Origin of the sequence: Amycolatopsis pittospori (genome assembly GCF_013870525.1) — a bacterium.
Taxonomy (GTDB): Bacteria; Actinomycetota; Actinomycetes; order Mycobacteriales; family Pseudonocardiaceae; genus Amycolatopsis; species Amycolatopsis pittospori.
The window spans coordinates 127,764-147,125 of the sequence record NZ_JACBXD010000008.1 but is presented as its reverse complement, the minus strand read 5'-3'; the positions used below and the strand labels follow the sequence as shown (position 1 = coordinate 147,125).

Genomic DNA, 19,362 nt, shown 5'->3' with positions numbered 1-19,362 from the left:
CGGCTGCCGCGCCGCCGGGCACGCCGATGTGCGGCTGAACTCGGTGCGGCTGCCGTCGAGCGCGTTGCTCGGCGGCGGCGGGCTTTCACCGGGGCTGCTGCTCACCACCGCGCTCGCCTACGGCCGGTTCTCGGTGGCCTGGGGCTGTGTCGGCATCCTGCGCGCCTGCCGCAACGCCGCGGCCGCCCACGCCAGGAAGCGGGTGCAGTTCGGCAAACCGATCGCCGAGCACCAGCTGATCTCCCGGCATCTCGCCGAATTGCTCACCGCCGAGCGGACCGCGGAGCTGGCCTGCGAGCGGGCGAGCCGGAGCTGGGATGCGCGCTCACCGGATCTGGTGATCGCCACGGTGCTGGCCAAACACGTCGGAGCGGTCAACGCCGCACGCGGCGCGGCTTCGGCCGTCCAGGTGCTGGCCTCGGCGGCCGCCTCGGACGGACATGTCGCCGCGCGTGCCTACCGCGACGCGAAACTCATGGAAATCATCGAGGGCAGCAACGAGATCTGCCAGCTGCTGCTGGCCGAACACGCCCTCGCCGTCTCGGACTGATCACCGCGAAACCGGAGGAGCATCGTGTCCGAACAACCACCACTGGTGAAGTGCCTGGTCTGGGATCTCGACAACACCCTGTGGCAGGGCACCCTGCTGGAGGGCGGCCCGGCCGAGCCGGCCGACGGGGTGCGGGAGCTGATCGCCGAACTCGACTCGCGTGGCATCCTGCAGTCGGTGTCCAGCAAGAACGACGCGGACCTGGCGCTGGCGAGACTGACCGAGCTCGGGCTGGCCGAGTACTTCGTGTTGCCGCGGATCGGCTGGGGGCCGAAGTCGGATTCGGTCCGGCACATCGCCGACACGCTGAAGTTCAAGTACAGCACCATCGCCTTCGTCGACGACCAGCCGGCCGAACGCGCCGAGGTGGCCTTCCACCTGCCCGAAGTGCGCTGCTACACCGCCGAGCAGGTGCTCGGGCTGACCGAGCTGCCCGAGTTCAGCCCCGGCACGGTCACCGTGGACTCCCGGCGGCGGAGGCAGATGTACCAAGCCGGCTTCCGCCGTGAGGCCGAACAGGCCGCCTTCGCCGGCCCGAACGAGGATTTCCTGCGCTCGCTGGAACTCGACATGCGCATCGGGAGAGCGGGTGAAGAGGAACTGTCCCGCGTGGAGGAACTGACCCTGCGCACCAGTCAGATGAACGCCACCGGGGTCCACTACTCCGACGCGGATCTGCGAGCGCTGCTGGCCGACCCCGGCCACGAGGTGCTGGTGACCACCCTCGCCGACCGGTTCGGCCCGCACGGGGCGGTCGGCGTCCTGCTGCTGGCGACCGGCCAGGACGTCTGGCATCTGAAGCTGCTGGCGACTTCCTGCCGGGTGGTCTCCTTCGGGGCCGGGGCGGTGATCCTCAACTGGCTCACCGATCAGGCCGCACGTGCCGGAGTGCATCTGGTCGCCGATTTCCGTTCCACCGAGAGAAACCGGATCATGGAGGTCGCCTACCGGTTCGCGGGATACGACACGGGATCCTGCGCCTGCACGACCACTCTCGGTGACGCCGAAGAACCCGAGGTACAGCGGCTGCATCTGGTCCCCGGCCCGCGGCCCGCGCCGACGACCATGCGGTTGACCGCCCCGGATCTGACCACCGTCCTCACCACGACGAGTGCGCGGTCATGAAGGTGGCTTTGCCGAACGACTTCTTTCGGCAAAGCCACCTTCATGACGACGGTCGCTACCTGATCCGAGAAATTATCCACTCGCTGTGACAACAGCAGAATATACGCCACCGTCGCGACCACGCGAATCGAACTCGAATCGAGTCAGCGAATCCTCTTCCGCACCAAAGTGATCCCGTCCGCGACGGCGAGCAAGGACATTTCCACCCTCTCGTCGTTGCGGAGGAACAAATTCAGCTCACGCACGGCAACGGTGTCCGGATCCCGCATCTCGGGATCGATCACCCTGCCGAAGAAGAGCATATTGTCCAGCACGATCAGCCCGCCCGGTTTCACCAGCTCCAACGCGGATTCGTAATAGGCCCGATAGCTCGCCTTATCGGCGTCGATGAACGCCATATCGACGCTTTCCGGGCCCAGTTCGGCGAGCAATTCGGCCAACGTCTCGACCGCATTCCCGATCCGGACCTCGATCCGGTCCGCCACCCCGGCCCGACGCCAGTAGGGTTCGCCGATCGCGGGCCAGCGGCCGGTGATGTCGCAAGTGAACACCCGCCCGCTCGGCGGCAACGCCCTGGCCAGGCACAACGTGCTGTAGCCGGTGAACGTGCCGATCTCCACCACGGTTCCGGCGTTGGCGAGCCCGGCCAGCAAGGCCAGCAACTGCCCCTCCTCCGCCATCACCTGCATGGCCTGACCCATCGGGAGCTCGGCGGTCTCCCTTCGCAATTCTCGGAGAATATCGTCGTCTCGCAGGGACACACTCCGGACATATTCCAGCAACTCGGGAGAACTGTCGGTCTGATTAGCCATACCCCGAGAATAAGGTATGCGCCCCCATCGTTGCGAGTGCCCGCTCGCCGCTACTTTCCGTGCCCACCGAAGACTTAACAAAGCACCTTCGAGGCATGGTTTCCCTCAACGACACGACCATGGCCGCGCTCGCCACCCTTCGCGAATGATCGCGAACTTCATTCACTTCACCGAGCTGAGCTGCGTGGTTCGATTCGCGCCCCGGCAGCGCATTCTCCGGACACAGCCCACTCGCTCGCCGATGCGATATTTCATGGCGAAACCACACCAACGACGGTAGATTCAACCATATTGTCGGAAATGCAGGACGCCGTCGACACACTGAGTAGTCTCCTCGGCCCACCGAACACACCCAGCGAGCGGAACTGGAGGACGCAAGCATGGAACTGGCCGAACGGGGGAGAGAACTGGAAGCGCTGGACGAGCTATTCTCCGCCGCACTTCGAGGCTCGGGCCAGATCGCGCTGATCACAGGTGGCGTGGCCAGCGGGAAGACCCAGCTGCTCAACACTTTCGCGAACCACGCGGCGAAACGGGACGCGCTCGTTCTCACCGCCACCGGCTCGCGGGCCGAGCTAGGGCTGCGGCTCGGCGTGGTGGAGCAACTGTTCGGACAGCTCACCCTGCCGCCGGAGAACGCCAGAAGAGTGTTGCCACTGTTGGAAGAACAGCGTTCGTCCGACAGTCGGGACGAGGCCGGCCCGGCCGCTGCCCGGATCCTGCACGAGCTGTCCAGCGCACTGCTGGCGGTGACCCGGCAACAGCCGCTGCTGCTCGGAGTGGACGACGTGCAGTTCGTCGATGCCTGGTCGCTGGAGACCTTGCTGTATTTACAAAGGCGGATGCGCTCGGCCCGCTTGTTCGTGGTGCTCAACGAATGGCAGCAGCCGCACCCTCGGCAGCTGCCCTTCCACACCGAGGTCGCGCGATTGCCGTACTTCAACAGGCTGCGGCTCGCGCCGTTGTCCCGCACCGGGGTGGCCGAGGTGTTGTCCCGTCATCTGGACACCCCGGCGGTGCGCCAGCTCGCGCCGGCCTGCCACGACGCCAGTGGCGGGAATCCCCTGCTGGTGCACGCGTTGCTCGAGGATCTGCTGGCGGCAGGCCGGGCCGCGCCCGCGGGCGTACAGGCCGAGCCGGTGGTGGGCGACGCGTTCGAGCACGCCGTGCTCTCCTGTCTGCACCGCTGGGAACCCCGGTTGCTCCGGGTGGCGCAAGGGCTGGCCGTGCTCGGTTCCGGTACTCCCCCGCATCTGCTCGGCCGCTTGCTGGACATGACCGCGGAAGCCGCGGCTCAGGTACTTCAAGTCCTGAGTACGGCCGGACTGCTCCACGACGGCGGATTCCGTCACCTGGCGATCCGCAGGGTGGTGCTGAGCAGCCTGTCCACCGACGAGTTCGCGGGACTGCACCGAAAGGCCGCAGAACTCCGGCACGAGGAGGGCGAATCCGCGACCACGGTCGCCCAGCACCTCATCGCCGCGAACTCGGCTCGTGAGCGCTGGGCCGTGGAGGAGCTTCGTAAGGCCACCGCGGAAGCGCTTGCCGTCGACCGGACCGAACTGGCGGTGTCCTGTCTGGAGCTCGCGCACCGGGAGTGCGGGGATGAGCGGCAACGCGCCTCGCTCACCGCACAGCTCGCCCAAGTGGAGTGGCGTTTTCGCCCGGCCACGGCGAATCTCCGGATCGCCAGGTTGCAAGCCGCCGCCCGCGACGGGTATCTGGACGATCGCGACGCGCTGGTCTTGATCAAGTACCTGATCTGGCACGGGCGGGCGAAAGAGGCCGCGGACACCCTGGGGCTGTTGTTCGGCCGCCCGGGTTCGCCGGACGATTGCGGGAAGACCCAGCTGCGGATGACCTACTCCCTGCTCTCCTACTCACACCCCACCGCCTTCCCGAAGGCATCGGCCGTTCTGCCCGTCGCGGACGAAGAGCCGGTGACCGGCGAGCCGTGGATGCGGGCCGCGTCGGCGCTGACGACGGTACTCAACCGAGGCCCGGTCAAGTCCGCTGTGGACGCCGCCGAACATGTGCTGCAGACCTGCGCGCTCGCTGATGCGACCCTGGACACCCTACTCTGCGCGCTGCAGGCGCTGATGTACGCAGATTGCCCGGACAAGGCGGCTCCCCTGTGCGACCTTCTGTTGGAGGAGGCCAGCCGACGGGGGGCCGTGGTGTGGCAATCGCAGCTGAGCACCGTGCGCGCCGAACTCGCGCTACGGCAGGGAGATCCGTTGCTGGCCGCCGAACTCGCCCGCTCGGCGTTGCGGCAACCGACCCCGGCGAGCGGTGACGACTGGATCGGAGGTCCGGTCTCGGTGCTGCTGCAGTCCGCCGCGGCTTCCGGTGATTTCGCCGCAGATGCCACGCTGTTCAAGCGCTCCATGCCGGAAAGCATGTTCAAAACCTGGCTCGGACCGCAGTACCTCTTCGCCCGTGGTCAGTTCTTCCTGGCCACGGGCCGGATCGACGTCGCGCTGAATGACTTTCACCAGTGCGGGGCCCTGATGCGGCACTGGGAGATCGACCATCCTGCCCTGGCCCCGTGGCGCACCGGTCTGGCCAAGGCACTCCTACTGCAGAACCGGCCGGGAAAAGCCGCTCAGCTTCTGACCGACCAGCTGGCGTTACCCGGCGCCGGCAGCCGCACCAGGGGAACCTCGCTGCGGTTCCTGGCGGTCGCCGGCGGTGAAGACCAACGGCTACCCCGGCTGCGGGAGTCCGTCGAGCTGCTGCGTGCCTCCGGCGACCGGCTGGAGCTGGCGGCGGCGCTGGCCGAGTTGGGCGCCGCCCACCGCACCAGAAGCGAGTTCTCCCAAGCGCACGAATTCTCCACACAGGCCATCGAACTGGCCAGGGCCTGCCAGGCGGACATCCTGCATCAACAGCTGCTCGCCAGCCGGAACGCGACCGCCGTCGGCGAGAAGCCGGTTTTGGGGCCCGACGAACTCTCCTCACTGAGCAAGGCCGAATGGCGGGTGGCCTCGCTCGCCGCGCTCGGGAACTCCAACCGGGCCATCAGCCGGAGACTGGGCATCACCATCAGCACCGTCGAACAGCATCTCACCAAGGTCTACCGGAAGCTGCGGGTGAACAGCCGCGCGGATCTGCCGGCGGGATTGCCGCTGCAGCGACGGTCCGGCCATACCGCGACGGTCACCTCGCTGTGCCGGGCGGAGGTCGCCAGCTGAGGACGCCCTACGCGCGGACAAGCTCGTCCACCGTGCCCGCGTTGGTGGCGCACAGGTTTGATGGAAACGGTGGTGACTATCGGCTCTCCGTTTGGCTGATGGAGACGGGATGCAGATCGGGATCATGGGTGGTGATCCGGCCACCTGGCGCGCAGGCGGGGTAGCTGATCGGGCTGGTGTCGATACTGGCCGCCCAGAGGCGGCGGCACAGATGCAGGAGATTGCCCGCGCTCAATTCAGGGGCGTCGTTTCCCGGGCAACCGATGACGCCGTCGCGTTCGAGCATGAACACGGTGTCACTGTTACGCAGCTGCACCCACCCGTCGCCGGACCGGCGGACTTCGCAGCCCACGGCGAGGTAGAACCGCACCGACCGCGGCAAATGCATTGCACGGATACGCCGGATGCTCGGGGAAGACGACAAGTCCGCGAAGGCGGCTCTGTGCATGACGGGGCTCCTGACGAGACGGGTTCCGGTGTGACCCGCCACGGTCTGGAGCGGTGACGGCCCCGGTACCGGTGTTGGAACCGGGACGGTCGGCTGTCGGCGCGTACCGTCGCACCGGTCGCGAGGGAACGCAACCAGCGTTCATGGCAGGCGCGGAGCCTGCAATCGCTCAGGGGTGCCTGAATTCCCTTAGGTGCAAAGGGTTATCTCGACGGCGGCGGCCCAGGGCCGGGTTATGCCAGGTTAACCCGATCGTGTCCGTGTCACGCCGCAGAAGCGGCGCAGAACGTACGGCGGCCCTCCCCCCGGGACATCGGGTTTCCTCCAACGTTTCATGATCTTGTTCGGCCAGACGAACATCGGCGCTCCGGACCGTCGGCGGGCTCGAGGCCGAGAACGGCAAGCCCTCCTGCCTCGGCATCGATCCTCGGCGAACGGGTGCGCGCTTTTCCGATTTCCGTTGCGAGAACGCGCTAAGATGGGCAGTGAATCGTGAGAGCGTGCAGGCCGTTCGGAATCGGCCGGGATGCGGTCTCGAGGCGGGCCACCCCAGATTGAGGCGAGCCGTATACCTGCCAGCGAGCATGCCGTGCTCCCCTGCGGGTTGATTTACTCCTGAGTTCGCCGATGGCTGGTTTCTCGGCACCTCGCGGTTCGGGAGCCCAGTTGACGGGTGGCTCCGATGCCTACCACCGAACGTGAATTCGTTGTCGCCGAGGCTGTGCTCAGCCTGGCCGACCGCGGGAACGATTTCGACCCGCTGGAAATGTTGCATGATCTGACCACGCATGTGGTCGCCCTGCTACCCGTCCGGTCTGCGGGGATCACCATTCTGGACGAGTACGGTCAGGTCGACTACGTGACCGCGTCCGACGAGGTGTGCCGACGGCTCGAGGAAGACCAGATCGAACTGGGCGAAGGTCCCTGCGTGGACAGTGCCCGAACCGGGACAGCCCTCACCCCGACTACGTTGCGCCCGAGCGACTCGCCCCCGCCGCGCTGGCCCCGGTTCACGCCGCGGGCACTACGCGCGGGTATCACGAGCGTCGCCGCCGTACCCTTGCGTGATGCCGACACCGTCATCGGTGCACTCAACCTGATGATCTCGGCGCCATCGATGCCCACCCGACATGACCTGCGCCTGGCACAGACGCTGGCCGACGCCGCCGTCGTCTGCCTGCGGCAGCGGCGCGTCCTACTCGGCAAGGACGCGATCATCGACCAGCTCCAGACCGCGCTCGACAGCCGCATCGTGATCGAACAGGCCAAAGGGTTCCTCGCGGCGCACTGTCAGATCACCGTCGACGAGGCTTTCAGCCGGCTGCGCAGTCACTCCCGCGACAACCAGCGCAAACTCAGCGACCTCGCCGCTCAAGTCGCTCAGGGATCAATCCCCGCTCACTTCGGGCCGGCACTCTGATGGACCCCGCCACCGACCCGGCCCGCCGGCCCCTGTTCCTGCCCGACTTCCCCCGCGTGCGACGCGGACTGAGTTCCCGGCCCGGAAGTAGCGCCCCGCTCCGGACGCCGTCGAGGAAGCACACGACGTTGTCGGTGGTCGTCCCGGCAGGCCCACAGCACTGCACGTCCGTGAACTTCGCCGCCGAAACGCTCATCGAGTCCTCCGCCCGGCGTTGCGATCGGTGACCGTGGTGTGAACACCACCATGCCGGGGTACGTCCCTGATGCGTCCGCGCTCTAACCCTAGGCGGGGGAAACCGCTGAGGGGAGAACTGCGCGCATCGACGCAGAACACGATTACCGGTTTCCGCCGCTTCCCGGCGTGCCACCGCTGGCACCGGTCCGGACCTGGGTCCGGGTCCGGCTGGCACACCTGCCGAAGACCACCGTTCAGGACGCCGAACTGCTGGCGACCGAACTCGTCACCAACGCCTACCTGCACGCCGCAGGCCCACGCGCCTTCCGCCTCCGGCTACCCGCCGACAGACCGGTCATCCGCCTAGAAGTCGACGACGCCTCGCCAACCCTCCTGCCCCACCTCCGCGATCTCCAAGACGGGGCAACCTCGAAACCAGGCGGCCGAGGCCTGCTGCTGGTCACAGCAGTGGCCACCACCTGGGGCGTAACCAGCACACCCCAGAGCAAAACCACCTGGGCGGAAATCCTCCTGGATCGACCGGCCCCGGAACACCACACCCGCTCAGGACCGGCATCGGCGACAGCGGCACCGTCAAACCCACCGACCAGCGGTGAGAACGGAGTCGGACCACGATCGGTGGGCCTGAACACCGCCCGCCCCACCGGTGACGAGCACGGCGATTTTCCAGGACCGTCCGGGTTTTCGGACATGATCAATCCACAAAGAAGTAGAGGCGTGTGGAAACGGTACCCGTGGGCAGATTTCAGTGGCCTGTCGTCGTGGCGCACGGCCCAGGCGTGACGGCGAATCCAGGAAGGGTCCCTGGCAAGAAAAGCGCGGCCGGTCTTACGGATTCCTCGCGCTTTCCCTTTCGGTCACCCACGTCGCGATGTCGCCGACGACAGCCGGGTCGACGTGGTGCGGGTGCTCGTAGTCCGACGGACTGGACGGCCCGGCGCCGGGGAAAAAGAGGTGGTCGGCCGCCTCGTGGACGCGGACGGTGACATCCGGCCGTCCCGCAAGGCCCGTCTGCCAGCGCGCCAGGTCGTCCTCGATGGTGACCTGGTAGTCGCGCCCACCCTGCAGCAGCAGCATCGGCAGGTCCAGGACCGCCGCTGCCGCGACCGGGTCGTACCCTCGCAGATCGAGCCAATAGGACGCCGGAAAGCCGAACAGAAGGTCTTCCGTCGGCGTCGACTGTGACAGAGAAGGACCGGCCACCACCTCCGCCTGTCGGGTGATCGTTTCGACGAGCGCGTCGGTTCCCACACCGGGATCGAGGGCGGCCAGCTTCCGGACCACGCGGACGGCGGCCTGGTGCATCGGTTCGGCATCAGCGGCCAAGAGCACCAGACCGGCGACGGAGGGCTCCGCGGCCGCGACTCTCGGCGCGACTTTCCCGCCCATACTGTGCCCGACGACGAAGACCCTCCTGGAATCGACGGCGAGTTGCCGTTGAAGGAACCGGATGGCGGCGACGGCGTGCGGAACGTACTCGGTCGTCATCGTGAAGCCGGCGGTCTGGGCCAACTCCGGGCGGGAATGAGTCACTTTGTCGAACCGCAGCACCGCTACGCCACGGGAAGCCAGGCCCCATGCCAGATCCTTGAGCGGTTTGTTCGGCCCTGCCGTCCCGTCACGGTCGAAGATCCCACCACCGCTGAGCAGCACCACACCCGGCCACGGGCCGGGGCCTCGCGGCAAGGTCAAGGTCCCACCGACGGGACCGGGTTGCGCCCGCACGGTGATCTCGTGCTCGGCGAACTCCTTCTCGTCCGCGTAGTCCGGCGGTGTCCACACCGCGGCGGTGGCGAATCGAACGCCCGCGAGAGCACCCGCGTCGTCGACGACCATGACGACGGTGAAGCCACCCTGACTGCAGAACACCGGGACCTGAACCCGGGTAAGACCCGGCCCCGCCGGATCGGCGACCGGTTCCCCGAAAGCGGTCACCGATCCTCGCTGGCAGACTTCACCCAACCAGGCGTTCTTCAGCGTTTTGGCGGTCACGGCCGCCTTGAGCGCTGGAGAGAATTGAGCTTCAACCTCACCGAATCGTCCGTTTCGCACGTTCCGCACAACGGTCATCGCCATCGCGCTCGGATCCGTCGACACCATGACACCCCCAACGTTCTCATGTTTTGCGAATGGTATCAGCTTATGAGATTGTTTGGCCGTGGACGTGATGGAGCTGTTAGGACACCCGGGCCGGTTGAGGGTCGTGCACGCGATGCGCGGCGAGCGAGCTCTCACGACGGCACAGCTGTGCGCACTGCTCCCCGACATCTCGAAGGCGACCGTCTACCGGCACGTCGACCTTCTCGCCACCGGCGGCATCCTCGAAGTCGTGGAGGAACACCGCGTCCGCGGCGCCGTCGAACGGACCTACCGGCTCCGTCAAGACCGCGCCGCGATCGACCCCGCCCTCGTCGCGTCGCTCTCCCCCGAAGACCACCGCCGCGGGTTCGCCACCGCGGTCGCCGCCCTGGTCGCCGAGTTCAACGCCTATCTCGACCGAGAGGGCTCCGATCCGGTCGAAGACCTGGTCGGCTACCGGCAACACGCCGTCTGGCTCGACCGCGACGAACTGCTGGAGATGATCAGCGGGATGCGGGCCGCCATCGCACCGATGCTCGCCAACGAACAGACGCCGGGCCGCACGCGCTACCTGCTCAGCCCGGTCCTCTTCCCCAGCGAGGAACCAGCCGGCGACGCGCCCGAGTGAGGGCAGCCCGCAAGTTTCCACAGTTTCGCGGTGTCCTCCGGCGACGGAAGCCACTTCTCGGCCGTACCGGTTCTTCCACCGCCGGCCACCTTGAACAAGTCGAGCAGCCCCACCGCACCATCGAGAATCGGATCAGGCAGGCAATGTCTGGGCCGCGCCCGGTCTCGTTGAGCGCCGAGCCTCCGTGCGGCGGGCCCCGCGCGGAGGTGAGGAAGGACATGGCCGGTACACGAGCACGATCGGCGATCACGATGCCCGGTTCGCGGGCCTTCTCCCACGCCATTCCCGCCCCTGCCCATGGGAGTCTGCGCGCCGCCCACACCGATAGACCATCATGGAGGAGGATCTCGCGCGGGCTCCGGCTGAAGAGTCGATCGGCAGAGCCGAACTCGAAGGGATGGTCGACGCGTTCGGCGAGCTGGGAAGGCAGGTCGGGAACGCGAGTCCGAGGAGACTGCAGAAGCTCTACGGCGAGATCGGCCTGGAGATGGTCTATAACGCAAAAGAGCGGACGGTCGATGTGACCATCCGCCCACCCCGTAGGGTTAATGCGTGTGTCCGAGGGGAGACTTGCACGCTAAATACAACACTCAAGCTCGGTTGACGTGCTGCCGGAAAACTGAGTTGCCCTGCCGGACTATGGAGTCCAGCAGGGCAGGAACGCTATTACGCGATGCGAATCTTCGTCGCCAGACCGTGACGTCGCAGTGGTGCGAAGCGTCTGCCGCGGCCCGCGCCAGCTTTTGCAACCTGACCAACTAGATCACCCCCGCAGCCTGCTCGACACCGGCGGCCTCAGACTCCGACTACAGATGAGCCGTCAATCTGACCGGCGCGGTCTCACTTTTCGGACCCAGCCTAGGAACGAACCGTTTATAATCCTGCAGGAGCAATCTGACCAGTCAGCGAACGACATCAAGTCCGAGCTGCGCTGGGCGGAGGTAGTTCGGCTTCGATCCATTTCGCTGAAAGAAATCGCAGGCGGCGCAAGACGAAGGGCTCATCATCTCGCCCACCATGGAGCCAGCCGCCGAAGGTGGGCACGTACAGCGTCGATGTACACGGTCTCGTGCGTCGTCAACTCCCCAAGGTCGACAAGCGACGGCGGGATGTTCATCGCGCTGTCTGTGTCGTTCGCCGGCGCGTTCCACGCTTCATGCATAGCCGTCCCAGCGGTCGCGCGAACCTGCTTGACCAGCTCCGTAAAGGCACTGCCGACCTGTTCAGACTCGATGACGGTCCAGGCTTGGTGATACGCGAGGTCGGCTTGTACAGAGCGAAGCGCCTCGGACAGCCTGACTCGTTCTTCGCCGGGTGCGTCGACGCGACGGCGGCGGATGGCATACGGGAATTCCTTGTAAGCCTGGTATGCCGCGAAGGCTTCGGCAAACGCCGCCCGAAGCCGGTTGCGTTCCTCCTCCCGTGTCTTTCTGCGCGCCAGCCAGATGGCGATCACCGCCGTGACGAGAGCCGCGAGGAACGCTCCGGACAAGACCGCGGCCACCGCCACGCTGGTGCCGCCGAGCGCGGTCGTTCCGCCGCTCGGGGCGGTCACCGTGCTGGTGGGCGCACTGGCGGGGCTCGTCACGCCCCCGATTATCCGTCATGCGGCCTGCGTACTGGTGTCGTCGGTGCCGGAGATGGACAGGTGCGCTGCTTCGTCACCAGGCCACTCGCCGGTGTGCTGCCACCATTCTTCGCGCAGGAGGTGGGCGATAACGTGTCCGAGGAGCACCACCGGGCCGTCCCGGAGGACCCAGCGTTGATCCGCCGGGTCACCGGGGTACCACATGCAGAGGGCCCCGTCGGTGTACCGGTGCGGGGAGCCCGAGGGCAGGTCCGTGTAGACGTGCGGGACGTGGGGTTCGGCGCGGCCGAAAACCACTGTGACCGTCTGCGCCGGTAGATCGGCAACCCGCGCCTGGACGGCGACTGCGAACCCGCCGCGATGGCGTCGCGGCGGCCGCACCACCTGCACCGGTAGGCCGCACGCGGCGAGCCGACGCTGGAACAGGAGCCGAGGCGCTGGCTTGGCGTACCAAGGCGGCGCCCGCCACGCTGCTGCGCTCTTCACTCCCGGGACTCAGCGGTGCCGTAGGCTCGGGTCGGCCGGATCAGGGTCGACGGGCCGCCGAGACCGAGCGTGGCCGTGGCCACCGGGATGTTCCGGCGCAGGGCTGCGATCTTCCCCGCCAAGCCGCTGGACACAGGGTTCTCGACGTAGTTGTAGAAGACCTTGGACAAGGCGGTGAGCACAGCTTCCCGGTCGTCGTCGTGCTCGAGGGCTTCGGTGAGCCCGTCGGCGGCCGCGCGGAGCCGCTTGGCCGCGACGTCGCGCGACACCAGCAGCTTCACGTTGGGTGAAACGCCCGCGGGGTCGGGTGTCGCGCGGCCACCTTCGACCCGGGCAGCGGCGCTGGTCAGCACTGCACTCAACGCCGTCGCAATACCCATCCCCGGCTGGACGAATTCCCAGGCCCAGACGGTGAGGTTGTGGGAGGAGAAGCCGGGCTGGTTGTACTGCTTGTTCCACGCCTTCAGCAGACGGACCACGCGGCGCCGGGTGCGGCGCAGCGACTGGCTGCCGGCGGTGAACAGCTCGACGTGGCGTTCGGGATCGGACGCCTCCCAGGTGTTGGTCTTGAGGTTCGGGATCCACAGGCCTCCGCCCGTCTTGCGGGGCAGCGCAACGACCAGGTCCACGGTGGGGTCCTGGCCGTCGATGGGTTGACCGAACGAGAGCTTCGGGCCGCGCTTCGAGGTGCCGCAGCGGGCCTTCGGGTACACCTCCCGCACGGCGGGGCCGAGCAGCGCACAGATGTCTTCGGCGATCTTGGACGGAGACTCGCCGTCGGGGCCGATTTTCGGGTAGACGCGGCGGTCGAGTACGACTCCGCCGTCGCCGTCACCGACCGGGTGGATGAAGGTGTGTTGCGGCAGTGAGCCGCTGCGGTAGGTCCGGAGCGCTCCCGGAAACGTCTCGGCCGCGGAGCGGACCAGGTCCAGCCGGGTCCGCGCCTCGGCCAACGGCTCCTTGTGCGCGTCGGTCTGGCCGCGGACCTCGTCGAGCACTTCTTCGGTGTAGCTCATTGGTTGACTCACTCGGGGTTGGGCGCCGGGGGCGCTGTGACACCCATTCGGGGGCTGGGTGGGCCGCAGATCGGCGGCCATCGATGAAGGTTCGGATCTTGCGGTGGCGCCGGTCTTGGTCGGCCAGCGCATCATTCATATTGTTTCAGTAAAGCGTCACTAACGATCTAACAGGCTCATGGTGACACGTAGAGGTGGCGTCAAGCAAGGTCAAACTTCGACCCGTTCGTGTTGCACCAAAGCTGCGTTTGTGCTCTATAATCTCGCCATGACATCCACGCGCGCGCAAAATCCACGTGGCTAGTCCCGGCGAGCAGGCAGCGACTCCTCCCGAACGACTGAATGTCGCGCAACTCGGCCCTCTGGTCCGGCAGCACCGCGGGAAACAATCTCTCCGGCAAGCCGCCGCCGACGCAGGTGTCAGCTTCAGCACCCTCTCCCGCGTCGAGGCTGGTGCGCAGCCAGACCTCGCGTCCTTCACGGCGATCTGCGCTTGGATCGGTATCCCTCCCAGTCGCTTCTTCACGCCAGTAACTCAGCGCAGGGAGACCCCGCTAGAAGAAGCGATCTCGCACCTGAAAGCCGACCCACGACTCAAGCCGGACGCCGCGTCCAGCATCGCGTCCGTGATCCGCCAGATGTATGACGCACTGGCAGAAGAGGCCCAGCCGCCAAAGGCCCTCATTGCATGTCACCTCAGGGCTGCACCCACCATGCGCCCTGGAGTGCCGGACCGACTGGGACAGCTCTTGGTCGACATGCATGCTGGGCTCCAGCGGCTCGCCGAGGCGGGTGACCTGTGAGCCTGCCTCGCGGTTTTAAGGCCAACGCAGAACGCGAAGCCGCACGGCTGCGCAAGGAAATGGGGCTCTCCGGCAACGCTGCCGTGGATATCAACGAGCTTGCTGAACACCTGCAGATGAAAGTAGTGAGCGCGGACAAGCTCGTCGACATCGAACGCCTTCACGAACTCGAGCGCATTCAGGCCTTCGCCTTTTCAGCAGCGACATTCGAACTCGCAGGCCGCTTCTTCATCGTGTCGAACCCCATCCGGACTCCGGGCCGGCTTACCAGCGATGTCGCGCACGAGGTCTCGCATCGCCTGCTCGATCACCGACTGTCTGAAGTGCGCGAGATCGACGGCATCCCGTTTCGGACCTGCAAACCGGACGAAGAAGAGCAGGCCACCGCTTTTGGTGGCACCCTCCTGCTTCCCCGTCCACTGCTCACCGCCGCCGCTTATCGGGGCTGGGGCCCCGACGAAATCGCTAAGCAGTACAACGTCACCCTGGAGATGGCTCGATACCGCTACAACTCCACAGGCGTCGCACGGCAAATCAAGACCAAGTCGGTTTGATCCGATTTCGCTGACCTCTGTCTGCCAGTCCTCTACAACAACAGAAAAGAGGCGGTCATGAGGACCGTCTCTCCCCGTGCGGGTAACGTGCCCGAGGACGATCTTGCTCGCTAACCACAGCGCTCTTGCTCGGTTAATCCGGCAAATCTGGAACATCCTGTCTACTTTCGGTGTAAGAAGGTGCGAGTTCCGGTACGCCACGGCGTACACCAGCCGATGTCAGGCACCTGCAGTGCGAAAATAATTTACTGTTGGTCAAGTGTGTGATCTGCGATCGTGCCGGTAGCGGCGCAGAGTCGGGCACCGTCACGGACTCGTGACGTGCGATGTAACGCTACCGACCGGTTCCTCGACTCACAGGCCAACACGCGTCCTGCACGGTCCGATTCGGTGACGGAGGGGTCCGCCCTGTGAAGGCCATGGCAGAGCAGTTCGTTAAGAGGCTTGGTCTCAAGAAGGCCATCACCGAGGAGGCCGCTACCGAACGAAACATGCTCCCGCACGAAGTCGACTGGGGCAATCTAGTCAAGGACGCGAGTCGCGTGGAACGGTCGATAACGTCGCAGCTGCGTAGCGGGTTCAACCCAGAGCCTGAGCATATCACCTCCGTCCGAAAGATACGTGGAACTCGCCCGGTAGCCATATGGGGGATAGTCGAGCGCATCGTCTACCGCGCGCTTGTTGGTCTCGCACTTGGCGAGAACTTCACCTTCGATCGATCCGGCGAATCATACCTGCGGTTTGTTAATGCGCCCATCTCGTACGCTTCCACTAAGCAGCGGGCAATTGACAAAAAGACGTCGACAAGCCTGTTCTTCGTGAACACCTCGGAAGTTGAATACGTTGTGGCTGCAGACATTGCTGCGTTCTACCAGTATATTGACCACAATGTACTGGCACGGGAACTCAGACTGCGCGGCGGGGATTTCGACGCGATTGACCACCTCATAGCGCTACTGCAGGAAGTTCAGGGCCGCACGTTCGGGATACCCCAGCTACTTGACTCATCGGACTTTCTATCGGAAGTTTACATAGATTGTGTCGAAAGAGATCTCCATCGGCACGGCTTAGCAGCATGGCGCTATAACGATGACTTTCGGATAGCGTGTCGCACATACGGTGAGTCTCTGCAGGCGATTGAAAAACTTGACGCGGCAGCAAGAGCCGTTGGATTGGTCACTAACGAGTACAAAACTCTCACCCATGGGTTTGTAAAGTACGTGTGGGACCATGTCGGCCTGGTGGAGCATGAACGGCAAGGTGTCGTTGACCTCGACGAGATTGAGATGGCGATTGCCGAGTACACGGAAGACTTCTCTGAAGACTTAGATAGTGCCAGGCAGGCGGTTCAGCAAGCAGCGAGCGATCACCCAGACGAGAGTATCGATCCTCGCAATATTAGCGCTGCGGGCATGCGCAGGCTGCGGCGCGCTATTGGAAGCCTGGCTGCTGAATCCGACTCAACCGTCGTGGGAGAAGTTGGAGACCTTCTACCATACGTTCCTGCGATAACTCCAACGGTCTGTCGTTACCTTGTTGCTGCCTTTCCCGGCGCACCTACCGAGGTAACAGAGGTCGTGGGCGCAGCCATAAACCTTTCGATGAACGAGTGGCAGGCCCAATGGCTGGTTCAACTTATACACGAGCTAGAACTTCTCAATGGCCTACCGTCTGACGGCCTCGCCGAGAGAGTGGTCTGGGTCCGCAATCTTAGGCTCGAATCTCCGTCGCCAGTCACGGTTGCTTATGCGACACGAGCACTTTCAGGATCAGGGCACATGTCGACAGACGAAATAGTGCAGAGTCTCGATTCATCCCCTGGAGTGCTGCTGCCGTGGTATGCGGAATCCCTGCGAGCGCATTTTAATCGAACGCAGGACGAGGACGCAAAGAAACGCCTTCAGGCGGTAAAGGACGGTTCACCACTGCTGTCTTCCCTTATTGGTCAGATATGATCAGATTCAATCTTGCCTTGACCGAGGAGGCCGCTTCCCTTCTAGCAGAGAATCGCGCTGATTTTCGTGCAACCGAAGACGATTCGGACAGCAAGGGCGCAGGTCGAATTCGCCTCACGGGATCGCTGGGCTCGCATGATCCGGCTCAGACGAGACTGGAGGCGATGTACCTGCGGTATATCAGCATTGTGGAAGCGTATATCGACTCACTTAACGGGTATCTCTTCCGTCGTCAACTGGCCGGCCATGAGCCGATACTCAGGAGGCTGGTAGCAGACGCAGAACTGCGGTCGAGTAGCACCTGGAGTGACCGGAAGGTGGCGTTCTCTAGATATCACACTTTCAGTATCGAAACTTTCGGTCGCTGGTCCCAGTTCGACGCAGGTATCGATGTGCGCAACGCAATAGCTCACGGTCTGGGTTCGCTCACGCGTCGCCAGCGTAACCAGAAAACACGTGCGAAAATTCGTTCCATTGGAGTCGTTCTGGTTGACGATCGTATTGTGCTCGGCACTACTGCGCTGGATCGGTGCTATGTCATCTGTCGTGAACTAATTCTTTATGTCGATTCGCAAGTTGTAACGACCTAAGCAATCAGTGGCTGCCCCGTCAAAGAACTCGGCGAAACCCTGGGTACCTAGCGATTCGGCACACGCCTGACGTCCTCTATGCTGCTTCGTGCCCTCGGGACGAAAAGATACGAGCGTGCGCCAAGGAGGTGGCAACTAGCCTGGCCGCGCAAGGTCGGCAGCTTTGCAAGGACTGCAGCATCTAGCATTATCGAGTGTTCAGTACTGTTCTATATATTTCATCAAGTGACTCGTTGCCGGCGATAACATTGGATATCGCGTCAACGCGCGCAAGTTCGTCGAGCCGCTCGGCGGACGGATCGTCGCGGAGTTCTTCGACATCGGCCAGTCGCGTTCGGTGCCGTGGGAGCGGCGGACCGAGGCAGCGCGGTTACTCGCCGAGCTGAAGAACCCGCGGCGAGAGTGGGACGCGTTAGTCGTTGGCGAAGGTACTCGGTGTTGGTTCGGGAACCAGTTTTCGCTTATCGCGCCAAGGTTTGCGGCGTACGCAGTGGATCTGTGGGTGCCCGAGCTAGGCGGGAAGTTCGACGCCCGGAATCCTTCCCACAAGATGCTCATGAGCGTCCTCGGTGGCATGAGCGAGTCGGAACGCCAGCACGTTCAGGCACGTGTACGGGCGGCGATGGACGCGCAGGTGGTGAACGAAGGACGCCACCAAGGCGGCAGGGCTCCGTATGGGTACGTCGTCGTCGACGGCGGTCCGCATCCGAACCCGCGCAAGGCGGCTGAAGGGTTCAGGCTGCGCGTTCTGGAGATCGACGACCAGTCGGCCGAGGTCGTGCGGCGGATCTTCGCGGAATACTCGCAGGGCAGCGGAGACCGGGCGATCGCGAAGGGGCTGAACCAAGACGGGGTGCCGTGTCCATCCGAGCGTCGGCCGGACCAGAACCGGCATCGGCTCGCCGATGGCTGGCAAGGCAGCACGATCCGGTCGATCTTGGAAAACCCGCGTTACACGGGATATGCCATCTTTGGCCGATGGGCCAAGCACGAGACGCTCCTGAACCCGGACGACGTCAGCGCGGGCCATGTCGTCCGGTTCCGGCGCGCGACGCCAGATCGTGTAGTGCGCTCACGACAGCCCGCGCACCCCGAGATCGTTTCGGTTGAGGTCTTCACACAGGCGCAGCTCATGCGCCGGTCGCGAGCCGCGGGCGGATGCGTGGTATCGCGAAGCTGGACCGGGAACGGCCCGCGACCAGGCACACGTATCTGCTGAAAGGGTTAGTGCGCTGCGAGATCTGCACCCGGAAGATGCAGGGCGCGGCGATCCGCAAAGGCGTCTACTACCGGTGCATCGCACGGACACTAGCGCCGGGCTCGGCGGTGTTGGCCGACCATCCGAAGACGGTGAACCTTCGTGAGGACGTGGTGACTCCGCCGATCAACGCCTGGCTCTGCCAGGTCTTCGACCCGGACAACCGCGACGAGACCGTTGCCGCAATGGTCGGGGCACAGCAGAGCAGGCCGGGAACTGGCCGGGACGCGGTCGAGAAGCGGTTGAAGGCCGCAGAGGCAAGGTTGCGGCGGCATCAGGCCGCGATCGAGGCTGGCGTGGATCCGGCGGCGCTCGTGGACGCGATGAACCTTGCTCAGGCGGAGCGCCAGGCGGCACGAGAAGAACTGGAGAACCTGCCTGAGTCCGCCACGATCGATGCGGCGGAGGTGTACGCCATGCTCGACTCGCTGGGCGATGTCGAAAGAGCGCTCAACTCGCGGAACCCGGACCGCATCACGCAGGTCTACCGGGACCTTGGGCTGCAAGTGCTCTACGACAACAAAAAAGAGGCGGTCGTGGTGACCGCCTCTCCCCGTGTGGGTAACGTGTGTGTCCGAGGGGGGACTTGAACCCCCACGTCCGTTAAGGACACTAGCACCTCAAGCTAGCGCGTCTGCCATTCCGCCACTCGGACTTG

At 64.9% G+C, this 19,362-nt stretch carries 18 protein-coding genes and 1 tRNA gene; 12 read left to right on the top strand and 7 right to left on the bottom strand.

The window, feature by feature from the left end; genetic code table 11:
* Both H5J31_RS06910 and H5J31_RS06905 read left to right on the top strand, forming a co-directional pair.
* On the top strand, window positions 1-550 hold a 550-nt coding region (locus H5J31_RS06910), incomplete at its 5' end, for an acyl-CoA dehydrogenase family protein (RefSeq protein WP_268879359.1).
* Window positions 551-574: 24 nt separating this feature from the next.
* Window positions 575-1,675, top strand: a complete 1,101-nt coding sequence (locus H5J31_RS06905) for an HAD-IIIC family phosphatase (protein WP_181771618.1) — start codon at window positions 575-577, stop codon at window positions 1,673-1,675.
* A gap of 143 nt (window positions 1,676-1,818) precedes the next feature.
* Here H5J31_RS06905 and H5J31_RS06900 read toward each other — a convergent pair whose 3' ends face one another.
* A complete protein-coding gene (locus tag H5J31_RS06900) occupies window positions 1,819-2,487 on the bottom strand; it encodes an O-methyltransferase (protein WP_181771617.1) in 669 nt (222 codons plus the stop codon).
* Window positions 2,488-2,867: 380 nt separating this feature from the next.
* Between H5J31_RS06900 and H5J31_RS06895 the strand changes: the two genes are divergently transcribed.
* Entirely contained in the window at window positions 2,868-5,681 is a 2,814-nt protein-coding gene (locus H5J31_RS06895; RefSeq protein ID WP_181771616.1) for a helix-turn-helix transcriptional regulator, read from the top strand.
* A 76-nt stretch (window positions 5,682-5,757) separates the two neighbouring features.
* On the opposite strand, the gene H5J31_RS06890 is transcribed toward H5J31_RS06895, so the two are convergent.
* Entirely contained in the window at window positions 5,758-6,069 is a 312-nt protein-coding gene (locus H5J31_RS06890; RefSeq protein WP_181771615.1) for a hypothetical protein, read from the bottom strand.
* A gap of 742 nt (window positions 6,070-6,811) precedes the next feature.
* Here H5J31_RS06890 and H5J31_RS06885 point away from each other — a divergent pair.
* Both H5J31_RS06885 and H5J31_RS06880 read left to right on the top strand, forming a co-directional pair.
* Window positions 6,812-7,549 carry a GAF and ANTAR domain-containing protein gene (locus H5J31_RS06885; RefSeq protein ID WP_181771614.1) on the top strand — a complete coding sequence of 246 codons (738 nt, stop codon included), beginning with the start codon at window positions 6,812-6,814 and terminating at the stop codon, window positions 7,547-7,549.
* Between the two features lie 363 nt (window positions 7,550-7,912).
* Window positions 7,913-8,530: an ATP-binding protein gene (locus H5J31_RS06880; protein WP_328701399.1), complete on the top strand. Its 618-nt coding sequence runs from the start codon at window positions 7,913-7,915 to the stop codon at window positions 8,528-8,530.
* A gap of 45 nt (window positions 8,531-8,575) precedes the next feature.
* Here the strand turns inward: H5J31_RS06880 and H5J31_RS06875 are convergent, their stop codons facing one another.
* Window positions 8,576-9,682: an alpha/beta hydrolase family protein gene (locus tag H5J31_RS06875; protein WP_328701398.1), complete on the bottom strand. Its 1,107-nt coding sequence runs from the start codon at window positions 9,680-9,682 to the stop codon at window positions 8,576-8,578.
* 232 nt (window positions 9,683-9,914) lie between these two features.
* On the opposite strand from H5J31_RS06875, the gene H5J31_RS06870 reads away from it, so the two are divergent.
* Together H5J31_RS06870 and H5J31_RS06865 are read left to right on the top strand one after the other, a co-directional pair.
* Window positions 9,915-10,454 carry a helix-turn-helix domain-containing protein gene (locus H5J31_RS06870; RefSeq protein ID WP_207897621.1) on the top strand — a complete coding sequence of 180 codons (540 nt, stop codon included), beginning with the start codon at window positions 9,915-9,917 and terminating at the stop codon, window positions 10,452-10,454.
* 334 nt (window positions 10,455-10,788) lie between these two features.
* Window positions 10,789-11,058 (top strand): hypothetical protein, encoded by a 270-nt coding sequence (locus H5J31_RS06865; protein ID WP_181771611.1) that lies wholly within the window; start codon window positions 10,789-10,791, stop codon window positions 11,056-11,058.
* Between the two features lie 399 nt (window positions 11,059-11,457).
* On the opposite strand, the gene H5J31_RS06860 is transcribed toward H5J31_RS06865, so the two are convergent.
* The 3 genes from H5J31_RS06860 to H5J31_RS06850 are packed head-to-tail and all read right to left on the bottom strand — an operon-like array spanning window position 11,458 to window position 13,544.
* Entirely contained in the window at window positions 11,458-12,042 is a 585-nt protein-coding gene (locus tag H5J31_RS06860) for a hypothetical protein (protein WP_181771610.1), read from the bottom strand.
* A 15-nt stretch (window positions 12,043-12,057) separates the two neighbouring features.
* Window positions 12,058-12,528 carry a hypothetical protein gene (locus H5J31_RS06855; protein WP_181771609.1) on the bottom strand — a complete coding sequence of 157 codons (471 nt, stop codon included), beginning with the start codon at window positions 12,526-12,528 and terminating at the stop codon, window positions 12,058-12,060.
* Entirely contained in the window at window positions 12,525-13,544 is a 1,020-nt protein-coding gene (locus H5J31_RS06850) for a nucleotidyltransferase family protein (protein WP_181771608.1), read from the bottom strand. The genes H5J31_RS06855 and H5J31_RS06850 overlap by 4 nt, the downstream gene beginning before the upstream one ends.
* A gap of 799 nt (window positions 13,545-14,343) precedes the next feature.
* On the opposite strand from H5J31_RS06850, the gene H5J31_RS06840 reads away from it, so the two are divergent.
* From H5J31_RS06840 to H5J31_RS39790, 5 genes are all read left to right on the top strand, one after another.
* Window positions 14,344-14,901 (top strand): ImmA/IrrE family metallo-endopeptidase, encoded by a 558-nt coding sequence (locus H5J31_RS06840; protein ID WP_181771607.1) that lies wholly within the window; start codon window positions 14,344-14,346, stop codon window positions 14,899-14,901.
* Between the two features lie 419 nt (window positions 14,902-15,320).
* Window positions 15,321-16,856: an RNA-directed DNA polymerase gene (locus tag H5J31_RS06835; protein WP_181771606.1), complete on the top strand. Its 1,536-nt coding sequence runs from the start codon at window positions 15,321-15,323 to the stop codon at window positions 16,854-16,856.
* Between the two features lie 17 nt (window positions 16,857-16,873).
* On the top strand, window positions 16,874-17,446 hold the full coding sequence (locus tag H5J31_RS06830) for a hypothetical protein (protein WP_181771605.1): 573 nt from the start codon (window positions 16,874-16,876) through the stop codon (window positions 17,444-17,446).
* A gap of 247 nt (window positions 17,447-17,693) precedes the next feature.
* On the top strand, window positions 17,694-18,665 hold the full coding sequence (locus tag H5J31_RS40390; protein WP_328701401.1) for a recombinase family protein: 972 nt from the start codon (window positions 17,694-17,696) through the stop codon (window positions 18,663-18,665).
* Entirely contained in the window at window positions 18,605-19,294 is a 690-nt protein-coding gene (locus H5J31_RS39790) for a zinc ribbon domain-containing protein (RefSeq protein WP_236004783.1), read from the top strand. Before H5J31_RS40390 ends, H5J31_RS39790 begins: the two co-directional genes overlap by 61 nt.
* On the opposite strand, the gene H5J31_RS06820 is transcribed toward H5J31_RS39790, so the two are convergent.
* Window positions 19,276-19,359 (bottom strand) — tRNA-Leu (locus tag H5J31_RS06820). The genes H5J31_RS39790 and H5J31_RS06820 overlap by 19 nt on opposite strands.
* Window positions 19,360-19,362 lie beyond the last annotated feature (3 nt).

What these genes read in the sequence shown, in the direction of transcription:
- H5J31_RS06850 (WP_181771608.1), bottom strand. Translation starts at nt 13,544, where the DNA reads ATGAGCTACACCGAAGAAGTGCTCGACGAGGTCCGCGGCCAGACCGAC.
- H5J31_RS06895 (WP_181771616.1), top strand. Translation starts at nt 2,868, where the DNA reads ATGGAACTGGCCGAACGGGGGAGAGAACTGGAAGCGCTGGACGAGCTA.
- H5J31_RS06835 (WP_181771606.1), top strand. Translation starts at nt 15,321, where the DNA reads ATGGCAGAGCAGTTCGTTAAGAGGCTTGGTCTCAAGAAGGCCATCACC.
- H5J31_RS39790 (WP_236004783.1), top strand. Translation starts at nt 18,605, where the DNA reads ATGCGTGGTATCGCGAAGCTGGACCGGGAACGGCCCGCGACCAGGCAC.
- H5J31_RS06870 (WP_207897621.1), top strand. Translation starts at nt 9,915, where the DNA reads ATGGAGCTGTTAGGACACCCGGGCCGGTTGAGGGTCGTGCACGCGATG.
- H5J31_RS06900 (WP_181771617.1), bottom strand. Translation starts at nt 2,487, where the DNA reads ATGGCTAATCAGACCGACAGTTCTCCCGAGTTGCTGGAATATGTCCGG.
- H5J31_RS06885 (WP_181771614.1), top strand. Translation starts at nt 6,812, where the DNA reads ATGCCTACCACCGAACGTGAATTCGTTGTCGCCGAGGCTGTGCTCAGC.
- H5J31_RS06865 (WP_181771611.1), top strand. Translation starts at nt 10,789, where the DNA reads ATGGAGGAGGATCTCGCGCGGGCTCCGGCTGAAGAGTCGATCGGCAGA.
- H5J31_RS06890 (WP_181771615.1), bottom strand. Translation starts at nt 6,069, where the DNA reads ATGCATTTGCCGCGGTCGGTGCGGTTCTACCTCGCCGTGGGCTGCGAA.